13 protein-coding genes are annotated in these 11,916 nt (G+C 50.0%); 4 read left to right on the top strand and 9 right to left on the bottom strand.

The features are described from left to right. Nucleotide 1 precedes the first annotated feature (1 nt). The gene (locus MKY74_RS13535) at nt 2-1,138 is read left to right on the top strand and encodes a Ger(x)C family spore germination protein (RefSeq protein ID WP_076168894.1); all 1,137 of its coding nucleotides are present in this window, start codon (nt 2-4) and stop codon (nt 1,136-1,138) included. A 10-nt stretch (nt 1,139-1,148) separates the two neighbouring features. On the opposite strand, the gene MKY74_RS13530 is transcribed toward MKY74_RS13535, so the two are convergent. Next, nucleotides 1,149-2,042 (bottom strand): LysR family transcriptional regulator, encoded by an 894-nt coding sequence (locus MKY74_RS13530; protein WP_167372851.1) that lies wholly within the window; start codon nt 2,040-2,042, stop codon nt 1,149-1,151. 103 nt (nt 2,043-2,145) lie between these two features. Between MKY74_RS13530 and MKY74_RS13525 the strand changes: the two genes are divergently transcribed. Both MKY74_RS13525 and MKY74_RS13520 read left to right on the top strand, forming a co-directional pair. Continuing rightward, entirely contained in the window at nt 2,146-3,015 is an 870-nt protein-coding gene (locus MKY74_RS13525; protein ID WP_167372852.1) for an alpha/beta fold hydrolase, read from the top strand. 78 nt (nt 3,016-3,093) lie between these two features. After that, a complete protein-coding gene (locus MKY74_RS13520) occupies nt 3,094-4,089 on the top strand; it encodes an acrylyl-CoA reductase family protein (protein WP_076168896.1) in 996 nt (331 codons plus the stop codon). Nucleotides 4,090-4,184: 95 nt separating this feature from the next. Here MKY74_RS13520 and MKY74_RS13515 read toward each other — a convergent pair whose 3' ends face one another. Then, nucleotides 4,185-5,117 carry a helix-turn-helix transcriptional regulator gene (locus tag MKY74_RS13515; RefSeq protein ID WP_076168898.1) on the bottom strand — a complete coding sequence of 311 codons (933 nt, stop codon included), beginning with the start codon at nt 5,115-5,117 and terminating at the stop codon, nt 4,185-4,187. 161 nt (nt 5,118-5,278) lie between these two features. On the opposite strand from MKY74_RS13515, the gene MKY74_RS13510 reads away from it, so the two are divergent. Then, on the top strand, nt 5,279-5,878 hold the full coding sequence (locus MKY74_RS13510) for a GyrI-like domain-containing protein (RefSeq protein ID WP_076168900.1): 600 nt from the start codon (nt 5,279-5,281) through the stop codon (nt 5,876-5,878). Nucleotides 5,879-6,019: 141 nt separating this feature from the next. Here the strand turns inward: MKY74_RS13510 and MKY74_RS13505 are convergent, their stop codons facing one another. The 7 genes from MKY74_RS13505 to MKY74_RS13475 all read right to left on the bottom strand — a co-directional run bounded on the left by MKY74_RS13505 (nt 6,020) and on the right by MKY74_RS13475 (nt 11,898). Continuing rightward, entirely contained in the window at nt 6,020-6,628 is a 609-nt protein-coding gene (locus MKY74_RS13505; protein WP_076168902.1) for a flavin reductase family protein, read from the bottom strand. Between the two features lie 21 nt (nt 6,629-6,649). Beyond that, nucleotides 6,650-7,588, bottom strand: a complete 939-nt coding sequence (locus MKY74_RS13500; RefSeq protein ID WP_076168904.1) for a ring-cleaving dioxygenase — start codon at nt 7,586-7,588, stop codon at nt 6,650-6,652. 42 nt (nt 7,589-7,630) lie between these two features. Then, nucleotides 7,631-8,065 carry a MarR family winged helix-turn-helix transcriptional regulator gene (locus MKY74_RS13495; RefSeq protein WP_076168906.1) on the bottom strand — a complete coding sequence of 145 codons (435 nt, stop codon included), beginning with the start codon at nt 8,063-8,065 and terminating at the stop codon, nt 7,631-7,633. Between the two features lie 150 nt (nt 8,066-8,215). Further along, entirely contained in the window at nt 8,216-9,313 is a 1,098-nt protein-coding gene (locus MKY74_RS13490) for a Ger(x)C family spore germination protein (protein WP_076168909.1), read from the bottom strand. After that, the gene (locus tag MKY74_RS13485) at nt 9,310-10,395 is read right to left on the bottom strand and encodes a GerAB/ArcD/ProY family transporter (protein WP_076168911.1); all 1,086 of its coding nucleotides are present in this window, start codon (nt 10,393-10,395) and stop codon (nt 9,310-9,312) included. The genes MKY74_RS13490 and MKY74_RS13485 overlap by 4 nt, the downstream gene beginning before the upstream one ends. A gap of 10 nt (nt 10,396-10,405) precedes the next feature. Further along, nucleotides 10,406-11,629: a spore germination protein gene (locus MKY74_RS13480; RefSeq protein ID WP_244169213.1), complete on the bottom strand. Its 1,224-nt coding sequence runs from the start codon at nt 11,627-11,629 to the stop codon at nt 10,406-10,408. Beyond that, on the bottom strand, nt 11,524-11,898 hold the full coding sequence (locus tag MKY74_RS13475; protein WP_244169214.1) for a hypothetical protein: 375 nt from the start codon (nt 11,896-11,898) through the stop codon (nt 11,524-11,526). The genes MKY74_RS13480 and MKY74_RS13475 overlap by 106 nt, the downstream gene beginning before the upstream one ends. Nucleotides 11,899-11,916 lie beyond the last annotated feature (18 nt).

The following is an 11,916-nucleotide window of genomic DNA, read 5'->3' as shown; positions in this document are numbered from 1 at the left end:
CATGAGAACGATAAGATGCATTTTAACTGTGATCCTGCTCTCCACGCTGCTGACCGGCTGCTGGGGAACGAGGGAAATCGATCATATGATCTATGTAAATACACTAGGCATAGATTATGTCAAAGACAAAGTCGTCGTGTACATCCAAATGGTCAACTTTGGAGGGATTGCCAAAAAAGAATCGGGGCAGTCCCAACAGCAGAAGACCTATGTCGGGAAAGCTGAAGACGATGCGTTCGACGCCGCGGTATTCAATCTGTACGAATCGAGTCCGCAGCGAATTGTCTGGAGCAACGTGAAGTCGGTTGTCTTTACCGAGAATGCATTAAAGCACGGACTGATCGATCAGGTTTTTGACGTATGGGACCGGTATTACGAGTTTCGTTATACCGTATGGGCAATGGCCACCAGGGAACCCTTGGAGCGGGTGCTCAATGCGACGTCAACCAGCGAACTGTCCGCCATATACTCGCAGCTGAACAGCCCGATGCGGTCTTATGAACAAAGCTCCATCGTCGCCCCGCTGTATATGTACAAATTCATTTGGAAATGGAAAGAAAAAGGTGAAACGGTCCATCTGCCTTACCTGGAAACCGTATCGGGTTGGACCGACAACCAGAAGCCGTCCCCTAACAACAGCATGGCCGGCGTATGCTTTCTGGATCATCAGAAGTTCCGGAGCTGTCTTCCGGCCCAAGATATCCTGGGTCTCCGCTGGACGGAGAAAAAAACGATAAGAACGCCCCTGATCATCAAGGAAAAAAAGAAAATCAAAGCCGTCATAGTCATGAACAACATCAAATCTTCGATCCGGCCACGTACCGTCAATGGGAAACCTGTCTTCGATTTCAAGGTTTCCATGCAGGGTACGCTTCCGCAGCTGAGCACAAGCCTTCATCGACAACAGCTTGAGCTGCAGGCTGCCAAAGAAGTCAAAAATCAGATCATGGACACGTATGTAACGGGACTCGCCAAAGATATTGACGTGTACGGCCTGTCGGCAAAGCTGTACCGCAGCATGCCCAAGGAATGGCAGGAACTAAGCAACAAAGGACAATTAAAGCTGGATCGGGGCAGCATTGGTATCATTACCGTCAAGGTGAATCTGATCAGCGGCGGTATTTCCAAAATGCGATGATGCACCATCCCTATGACTGCATCGAGGGGTATTTTTCGCGGATGAAGTCAAGGAAAGTTTCCGATACCGGGGTAAGCGGCCTGTCTTTTTTCCATACTACACCGATCGGAAGCTTGCATGCCGGGTCATCGACCTTCACCCAGTGCAAATGATGATTTTGAACACCTATCGTCTTCGGCAGCAAGGCAACTCCAAAACCCGCAGAAACGAGCCCGGCCACCGTATCCAATTCGTCCGCTTCAAATACGGTGTTCGGGCGAATCTGTTTTTTTTCGAACAATTGGTTGATGGTGAAATTTAACCCGCAGGACGTCTTTAAACCGACAAAAGGCTCATCCTGCAGCTCCTCCAGACTGATTTGGCTTTTGCTGCTCCACCGATGATGCTGCGGAAGGGCCAGAAATAATTCGGGCATGCCGAGCAAATGCCAGTTGAACTTGTCATCCAGCAGCTCGGGCGTGGAAAGGCCGAAATCGCATTCGTGATTGGAGATGAGCGTAAGCAATTGTTGATTGGAGCTCTCATGAAGCTCAAAACGGATATCGGTATAACGCTCCCGGAAGGAGCCGAGCAGGCTGGGGATCAGCTGAGCTCCGAGCGTATGCAGGAAGCTAAGGGAAATCACACCCGCCTCGGGATTGATTTGGTTCGCGATCTCCTGTTTGGCTTGCTCAATTTCACGAAAAGCATGTTCGGCCCGTTCTAGAAAAAGGCGTCCGAACCGGTTCAGGACCAGATTACGCCCGCTCCGTTCGAACAAAGCCACGCCAAGCTCCCTCTCCAAGCCTGCGATGGAACGGCTCAAGGCAGGCTGGGACAGGGATAACTGCTGTGCCGCCTTCGTCATATGCTGCAGCTTTGCCACCGCAATAAAATACTCAATCTGCTGCCACTCGATTTTCATCCCCTCCTCATCCATTACATTTATGCATGATTTATATACGAATTATAAATTAGACGAAATGAACGAACAAGGATACGATTCTAACTATAAGGAGGGATCGCAGATGACGTTCGATAAGCAGATGCTAAACCACTTGCGGCAGCCCGTGTCTTTTAAGGTAACTGGAGGCGGCGGCGTTAAGCTCCATGTCGAGGAATCGGGCAATGTCCATGGCCGCCCGCTGCTGTTCCTGCACGGCGGATCGCAGTGCAGCTTGTGTTGGAAGAAGCAGATTCATTCGGAGCTTGCCCTGGACTACCGCCTGGTAACGATGGATTTTCGCGGACACGGTCAATCGGATAAACCGGCGCAAGGGTATGCCGACGGACGGCTGTGGGCGGAGGATATTCATGCCGTCATTCGGGAGCTGGGATTGATTCAACCGGTATTGGTCGGCTGGTCATTCGCGGGAATCCCCCTTCTCGACTATATCCGGGAGTATGGGGAGAACGAGATTGGAGGAGTCCTGTTTGCGGGTGCCTTAACCCGGCTTGGCAAGGAAGCTTTGACCGCGGATATGGGAAGCGACACGCTGAACATGTCGGCGAGCCTCTTCTCTGACGAACCGATGGTTCGGATTAACACACTGGAGCAATGGCTGGAGCAAAGCGTGTTTTATCATACTTTGACCCGCGAGGAGCACTATCTCTTTCTCGGATCCAATGTGGTCGTTCCGGCATTCGTACATCAAGGAATCTTTAACAGGCAGATCACGAACGATGATGTATTGTCATCGATGACGAAGCCCGTTCGGATCACGCACGGAGCCCAGGATTGCACCGTGAAGCTTGAAGCCAGTCGGCGAACCGCTGAAATCATCCCCCATTCCAGGGTATCCCTGTATGAAGAAGCAGGGCATGCGGTCTTTTGGGATCAGCCGGAGCGCTTTAATCTGGAACTCAAAGAGTTTGTTGATTCGATCGGACCGAGCTGAATCCGACACGCTGCATCCATGCTTAGAGCTTAATTTTCTGCAAATCATCCATCATTATTTAAGAGAGGCGGCATCCAAATGAACAATTATCAAGCATTAACGGTAGATTGGAAAGGGGAACATCTGAAGCCGGAAGTACGGGGCTATTCGCTGGAGGATCTGCCGGAAGGGGACGTAACGATCCGTGTTGCATACTCAGGCGTGAACTATAAAGACGGGCTGACCAGCATCCCTGGAGGCCATATCGTGAACAGTTACCCGCATATTCCGGGAATTGACTTGTCCGGAACCGTCGTCGCTTCGTCTGACCCGGCATTCCGTGAGGGAGACGAAGTCCTCGTTACAGGATACGGATTGGGGGTATCCCATCCGGGAGGCTTCAGCCAAATGACGCGGGTGCCCGCTGCTTGGGTCGTGCCCCTGCCGCCGGGTATGTCGGCGAAGGCAGCGATGGCGGTCGGCACCGCCGGGTTCACCGCTGCCTTATCCATTCACCGGATGGAGGAGAACGGACTGGCTACCAGCCAAGGCCCCGTGCTCGTGACCGGTGCCACCGGCGGCGTGGGAAGCTGGGCCGTCGCCATGCTGGCGCGGTCGGGTTATGACGTGACGGCCAGCTCCCGCAAAAGCGCTGAAGCCGATTATTTAAAAAAACTAGGCGCCGCCGAATGCATCTCGCCCCAGGAGCTGGAATTGCCTGAAGGACGCGCCCTTCAGCAGGAGCGATGGGCCGGTGCGGTCGATCCGGTAGGCGGGGCTCTTCTGCCTCATGTCCTAAGATCGGTCCGTTACGGAGGCTCTGTCGCAGTCAGCGGTTTTACCGGAGGAATGGACTTCGCTTCATCAGTGCTTCCGTTTATTTTACGCGGCGTTAATCTGCTCGGCATTGACTCGGTGCAGTGCCCTATGGAGCTCCGGCGCAAGGTATGGGGACGGATCGCGGCCGAGTGGCTGCCGGAAGAAGAAATGCTCGATTCCGTCGTTCACGAGATTGCGCTGTCCGATCTGCCGGACGCGTTGACTCAAATTCTTCAAGGCCGTATGCGGGGCCGAGCCATCGTGAACCTCACTTGAGCAGCATGTCATGGTAAAGCGTGAGACGTGTACTGGAAGGCTGGTCGCTGTTAACGACCAATCCGGTCACGTCTTTTCAATGGTTAGGAGTTAAATCATTTATCATATAATTGAGCGGTTCTGCGTACTCGATCGGCGATCTCTGCCCTTATGTGTTCAGGTTCCAATACGAGAACATTCGGCCCAAAACTTAGAATCGTATCATATAGCCAACTATCCTCCAGAAACTCCCCTTTAACTTGAAGCGAGCCGTCAGGTAAATGGGTGATCGATTCCGCTTGGAAGTAGTCCTGTACTCTCGTTCTTACCTGCGGCTGAAAATGTAACTCCAAATGAGTAACCGGACCGCGATCGTTCCATAAATCCTCGAAGTCCTCGATCGTTTTATCTCGGCGAACAAAGCTCTCTGAGGCAGTCCGCAGGTTGTTTATTCGAGATAATCGAAAGATTCGATAATTGTTCCGAGTTGTACAATACCCGTACACATACCAATGATAACCTTTTAATGCTATCGTCATCGGTTCTATTTTGCGAGCATGATATTCGCCAATCGTGTTTGGGTAATCAAATTCAACCATCAGGTTGTCCTTAATGGCTCCGCGCAATTGTTCTATAATGTCTTGTTCCGATCGTCCGTGCCCCCATGGATTAAAGTCTACGATCATTTTCTGCTTATGCTCCTGCATTTGATCCCGTTCCGCTTTTACGATAAGAGCTTGTACCTTATCCATTAACAGTTGGATCTTCTGATCATCCAGTGAGGAGAGCATCCCGTTCAGGGCTGTCTCAATCACGAACAGTTCTTCAAAAGTCAGCAGTTGACGATCAAGTTTATAATGATCAATCAGTCCGTAACCCCCAGCGTTCCCTGTATAGGATACGATAGGGATACCTGCCTTATTGATTGCGTCGATATCTCGGCAGATCGTTCGGACCGATACCTCAAAACGTTCGGCGAGTTCCTTGCCGCTTATTCTATCGCGCCCCAACAGCAGCGTCACGATAGCAAGAAGCCTGTCGATTTTCAAGGCCCTTGTCCCCCATTTCCGCTTCACACTATAGTTCAATACACACTCATTAAAACACAAAACGTTGGCCTAAAAAACCCGAACCGTTCATGACATAATGATGTCGTAAACGGTATAGTACAATGTCACTGCACCTTAAACGAAAGGAGAGGCAAACATTGATGAATCTAATGATTACAGACAACAAGTATTATCACGCTCCGGATCACCCCGAACTGATTGAGCTTGAAAGCAACCTTTATCTTACCATTTCCGATCAGGGTGCCCCTGGTGGATCTGCCCACCTGGCTGCTGTACAAGCACTTTACACCTCCGCATACGGAGTCAAATCACTGATGATGAAGGAAGGCAAAGATTTTATCGTGCCGGTTCTGGAGGGGCTCTGGTGGGTGGACGGCAATAAGCCTGTTCGGGAAGTGCCAATGGAGCAATGGTATTGGAAACTGCTCATACGAGTTCCCGACTACGTGACAGAGAGCCATTGGGAGAGGACCAAATTAAATGCGAGCATAGACAATCCGCTCATTCAATCTATCGTCCTAGAAACGATCAATGAGGGTAAATGCGTGCAAATGATGCATAACGGCCCCTATGAACGGGAGCAGGAAACCGTGGATTTGATTGAGGCATTTATGAAGGACCATAACCTGGTACAAAACGGGCTTCATCATGAAATTTATATTTCCGATATCATGAGCACCCCTCCGGAGAAGGCAAGGACCATTTTACGACACCCGGTAAGAATGGGCACAATCCTTTAACCAGAAGGTGAGCCTTGTGATCGGATCACTTCGCTTGCCCGTAATTTGCCAAAGGAGGCGGGCAACCGACTGGAAGTCAAAAATGGCGGCGCAGGGATAACCCCCTGCACCGCCATTTTTATCAGTTCCATTCGAGCAAACTTACTGCGGGCGCTCAATCGTGAATATGTCCCCGATCCTCGCGTAATGGTTGCCAGCCAGCCGGCTAACCGCAGCCAGACGCCGGGCGTCGATTCGGCCGTTCTCGTACAGATCCTCCTGGATATGAAACTGAACGATTCGGCCGATGATGAAGTCGCATCCGTCAGAGCCCGTTCCGCCCAGTTCAAGTGCTTGTTCGAGCACACACTCCATCCGGATCTTGGCTTCGGCGACGCCCGGAACAGCGACTTGGGTGCTTTCTACGGGCGTCAATCCGGCTATTTCGATTTCGCTGTGGTTCGGAGGCAGCTTGGCTGCCGTCTCGTTCACTTGGCGAACATTCTGCTCATCCACAATATGAACGACAAACTCCTGGAGGTCGCGAATGTTTCTGGCCGTATCCTTAAGTTCGCCGCCTGACCGCTGAATGGACAGGGAAATCATCGGCGGGTTACTGGACACGATGTTAAAGTAGCTGAACGGCGCTCCGTTCAATACGCCATCCTGTGATTTCGTCGTTACAAACGCGATCGGCCTGGGAATGATGCTGCCAATCAGCAGCTTGTAGTTATCCCTTTCGCTCTGGGCTTTGGGATCGATGGATATCATGCGGGTTGCCCCTCCCTTCAATTAGTCCAGTGTTCTGACTTCAAACGGAAGCAGAACCCGTTCAAGCTCAGCGCGATGAGGTTCGTATTGCGCCGGCAGCATCAGCTGCTGTCCCATCGTTTCCAAAGACTCGTCGTGGGCAAATCCTGGAGGATCGGTGGCAATTTCAAACAAGATTTCCCCATGCTCTTTAAAGTAGACGGCATTGAAATAGTTGCGGTCACGCACATGCGTCACGTGATAGCCGTTGTCAGCAACATAGCTTTGCCAGTCCAACTGATCCTGATCGTCTTTGGCCCGCCAGGCAATATGGTGTACCGTTCCGACCCCCATCTGACCGCGGCCTGCCGAGGCCAGCTTCAGATCGATGACGTTGCCGATATCCGCAGTAGAGCGATACCGGGCCAAATCCCCTTCTTTGCCGATGAGTTCCAGACCCATCACGTTCTCCAGCAATTCCGCCGTCTGCTCCGGATGCGCAGAATACAGGGTCGCGCCTCCGAATCCTTTGATCGCAACGTCCGCAGTTACGCCGCCAAAGCTCCAGGCATTAGGCTCGCCTTCCTCCCGCTCAACGATTTCCAAATGGAGTCCGTGCGGATCGTCAAACGTCAAGTACGTTTCGCCAAAGCGCTGCGTTTTTGTAAAAGGAACCTGAAACTGCTCCAGCCGTTTTTCCCAGAAGGACATCGCATCGGCAGGCACAACATAAGAGGTGACTCCAACCTGGCCGTCGCCGATTTTGCCCTGATACGCGTTTGCCCAAGGGAAGAATGTAATGATCGTCCCCGGTTTACCGCCTTCATTGCCAAAGTACAAATGATAGGTACCCGGATCGTCAAAGTTGACCGTTTTCTTTACCAGGCGAAGCCCCAATACGCCGGCATAAAAATCGACGTTTTCCTGCGGATGACCCACAATAGCTGTAATATGGTGAATTCCCATCGTTTTTTTACTCATTTTAAATTCCTCCCGTGATCTTCATTATTTTAGATCGAATGATTAAACCTGTACATGAAGCTGATGCTTGATTTTTCCGAGCAGCTGTACGAAGGTTCCCGACTCCTCTTCAGACAGCGATCCGAACAGCTGCTCCACCCGCTCCTGATGTCTCGGCATGATGGACTGCATGAACGCTTCCCCGTAGGGGGTAAGAACCAGATGGATTACCCGGCGGTCGTCAGGACACGGTACCCGTTTGAGCATGTTCTTACGCTCCAGCTTATCGATCACATACGTCATGGATCCGCTTGACACCAAAATGCGCTGCGCCACTTCGTGGATCGTCTGCTTGCCATGGAAGTAGAGGACTTCCAATACTGAAAATTCCGTAACGTGAAGGTCGGTTTTCGCCAGCTCGGCTCTAATGCATTCCTGGATTTCTTTAGAAGTCTGCATTAACGCCAGGTACGCTTTATTTTTGCATGTCGATTGCATCCGATTCCCACCCTTCAAAAACCTTAAATTCATTTGTCTTTAATTTGAGATATTTGATTATGAGACAATTCTATGCTTAAATACGTTTGGTGTCAACCCCCTTTTTTTCGTCTTTCTGAATAACCCCTTCCCTGCCTCAGTCAGCCGCTTCTAGAGGGTTTGTCCAGAGTTGATGATGTTTAAATCGACCTTGCATTTCACGGTAAGATGAGCATACTCTTCATACCAGTCAAGTTTCTTCCAGGACGCATAACTCATGCTGTTACGCACATAAGCACCAATCCCGATGCTGTCCACCTTGTTATCCTGCATAAACTTGATCATCTCATCCGCTCTGCTCTCCAGATGCCTGGCTGCCTGCTGCAATAATGTATTTCGGTCCGCATCACTGTGCAGCTTCAATTTTCCGATATACTCAAGCACCGATCCGGACGCCTTGATATGAATCATCACCACGGGTTTGCCGCTCTTGTCGCGAAGAACATCGATCTTCCGGTCACTCTTCAGATAATTGAAGGTGATCAGTTCTTTGTGCTGTCCTTCCGAAGCCAGATGGATCGTCATATCCGCATGCCGCAGATTATGTCGTAACAAAGCCAGTATGTGCAAATCATCCGGTTTGATCCTGGTAATATATCTGTCCCCTCTAAACAGTCCTACGCCGGAGACCGTAATCGTATCTCCCGCGTCTTTGATGATGGGAGCGATCGGATCAATTCCGTCATCGTAATAATCCCGTATGAATTCGTACAGGGTAGCCTCAGGCACCGTTTGATACGCCGCCTCCTTTTCCAGCAAAGTATAAATGTACCGGTCGGTTCGGGGGTGCTCCTTGTAATTTTTTTTAAGCAAATCATAGGCATCGCCATCAGCCAGAGTAATCTTGACTTTAGGCGGAATCGATGGATCTCGGCTCAGTGTATCCATTTGGTCCAAAAGACCGCCCTCGGCTAAAGGCAGGCTGAAGAGAAGGTTCCGCAGCTGTCCGTTAACCAGCAGCAGACTGGTTTGTCTGACCAATTTCGGTTGTGAGTCCTTACTGCTGTGGGCGATAGCTTGCAGCACCTCCCGGTCCGTCTTGGAGTTCGGATCTGCCTTGGGTACGCTCAGTCCGATTTTAAAATTATGGTCCGGCAAAAGATCGTAGCTGATCGTGTGGCAAAATCCGGTTCTCTCCAATATGTGCTGATCGTCGCATCCCGTAAGCATGGCAAGGGTCAACAACAATCCGGGCCATCTTTTGTTCATGATTGGAATTCACCTCTGCTTCGTTGAATAAGCAACAACAAGATCAGAGCAATCGGGAAGCCGAAAGCGAGACCGGTTTCGATGTAAGCTGCGTAATTCAGCCACCTCTGGGCCTCCATCAGCACCTTCGGGATAATGGAGATCACATAACCGAACAGCATGATCAAAAAACTTAATACGACGTTTTTTAATTTGGGAAACATCCTTTTCCCGACCTCAACGGCAGCCCAGCTGTTCATCACCGTCGTGATCATGGTTGTAAACAAGAGAAAACCGTAAAGCAGATTCTCAATGCGTTCAATGAGCGGAAGGTGAACATACGCAAACAAGACGAGAATCGGGTATTGCAGCACCTTCAGATAGCCCAAACCGAAAAAGCCAAAAGAGACGAAGGCAATGAACGCATACACGATGGTCGCCAGCCCACTGCTTATAAATGCCGACCGCATGAGATGCGTTTTTTTGTCCGCATATGGAAAAAGCAGTAGGGTCAGCTCGTATCCGAGAAAAGCTGGATACACATCGAAAAACCCTTTGATTTTGTCCGGATTTCCACCTTGAAAAATGAAAGGCGTAAGCCGGGTCCACTTAAAGTCATGATAGTAAAAAAAGAACAAAAAAAGGATCCACACCGTGATGATATAAAAAACGGTCGAAACTTTGGCAATATTGTAAATTCCCTTATTAATTAATAAATAGGCGAGCACACAAAAAATAAACATAAAGATCATCGGATGGGTCGAAGGAAAAGCGATAATTTGAAAGATAAATATGTACTCCTTCGCGGCCAAACAGCCGATCGTTACCCAAAAACAGCATAAAAAAAGGTATATCGGGAACAGAACGATTTTGGGAATCGACCTTTCTAGCGTTTCAAAGACGGATTTCCCTTTGGACAGCCGATAAACAACAGCAATGATCGCCGTGTTTAGAAATGCAAAGGCCGCCATAATGAATATCGCAAGCCAACCGTTCGTTCCAAAATGCTGGGCAAGCATTCGGGGAAGGCTGAAGCTGACTACGCCGACTTGAGTCATATAGATTAATATGGTGGTGTGAAACGCAGATAACTTCTCCTTCATGAGCCGTCACCTACCTTCTGGGCTTTTGTCTTATCCGGTTTGGCGTCTTGGTTTGCGTAGGTCTTTCATCCAGGATAAAAAATGGAGCCCGGATAAACGTATCTTTCCAATCCCTAAACTTAAACGGGGCAACGGGAGTTAAATATGACGTACCGAGGCTGAGCACTCCCCCAAGATGAATAATGATCGCGGTGAAACCGATCGCAATCCCGAAGTTCCCCCATATTCCTGCCAATACGATGATCCCGAAACGAATGATTCGAATCGAGCCGCTCATGGCATAACTGGGAATAACAAAGGAGGAGATCGCAGAGATCGCCACAGCGATAATTAAAATATTACTTGTCAGACCGGCCTGAACGGCTGCCTGTCCTATCACAATACCCCCGACGATACCGATGGTTTGCCCGATTTTAGTAGGCAGCCGTGCGCCGGCTTCCCTTAGCAGCTCGATCGTGGTTTCCATCAGCAGAGCTTCATATAAAGGTGGAAAGGGAACCCTGCTTCTGGATTCCGTTAACGGGATCAGCAGATTTTCAGGAATCATCTCATAATGATACGTCGTGACGGACACGTAAAGGGCCGTGAAGGCTACTGTAATGATAAAGGCAACGAATCTAAGCAGGCGGATCCCGGTACCGACCATCCATCGTTGGTAGTAATCGTCCGAGGAAGAGAAAAATTCGAACACGGATGTAGGTGCACTAAATGCTGAAGGACTCCCGTCACAGAGCCCGACCACCCGCCCGGATACCAGCTTGGACGCAATCGCGTCCGGACGTTCCGACGTAATGAATTGGGGAAACACGGATTTTGGGCTGTCCTCTATGCATTGGATGAGCATCGAGGTGTCATACACGGCGTCCATTTCAATGGCTTGAATTCTGCTTATCGCCTCATGGACATAATCCATGTTTGCAATTCCTTCTATATAAAGGATAAACACATCCGTTTTGGTGACTTCCCCCACAGACAACCGGATCACTTTCAGATGTGAGCTTCGAATTCGGCTGCGAATGAGCGCCAGATTCGTTCCCGCACGTTCTGTAAAAGCATCATGGGGGCCCGTAATGACCGTCTCCGTTTCGGATTGGGTAACGGCGCGCGATTCGGGGCCGAAAACATCCACTAAATAGGCGGATTGCCCGTAAAAGATAGCTGCCTGTCCGGAAAGAATCCCTTTAACGATTTGCTTGCTGTCCTCACTTTTGGAAAATTGGCTTTGCTCCAACACGCCGGATACTTCAGCTTCACCAGCTTGCAGCAGGGGGTTAATACGTCGCGAGTCAGCTTGTCCATATCCATCATGGGACTAAAGTACACGATATCCACTTGAAGTTTGGGGTACGTTCGATGCACCAGATCGGCGCAATTGTCAAATTGCTCCAGCGTATGTTGAAGAGAGGGACTTTCGTTGTTTTCAGGATATGCCTCGACAATGGCTTCCTGCGATTTAGATTCATCCTTGAGCATGGCCTTCCATAGTTGTTTGAAAAATGACATTTGTCGGTCCCCTTGCAG

This window comes from Paenibacillus sp. FSL R5-0378, assembly GCF_038009285.1.
Classification (GTDB): domain Bacteria; phylum Bacillota; class Bacilli; order Paenibacillales; family Paenibacillaceae; genus Paenibacillus_AQ; species Paenibacillus_AQ favisporus.
This window is presented reverse-complemented; position numbering and strand designations above follow the sequence as displayed.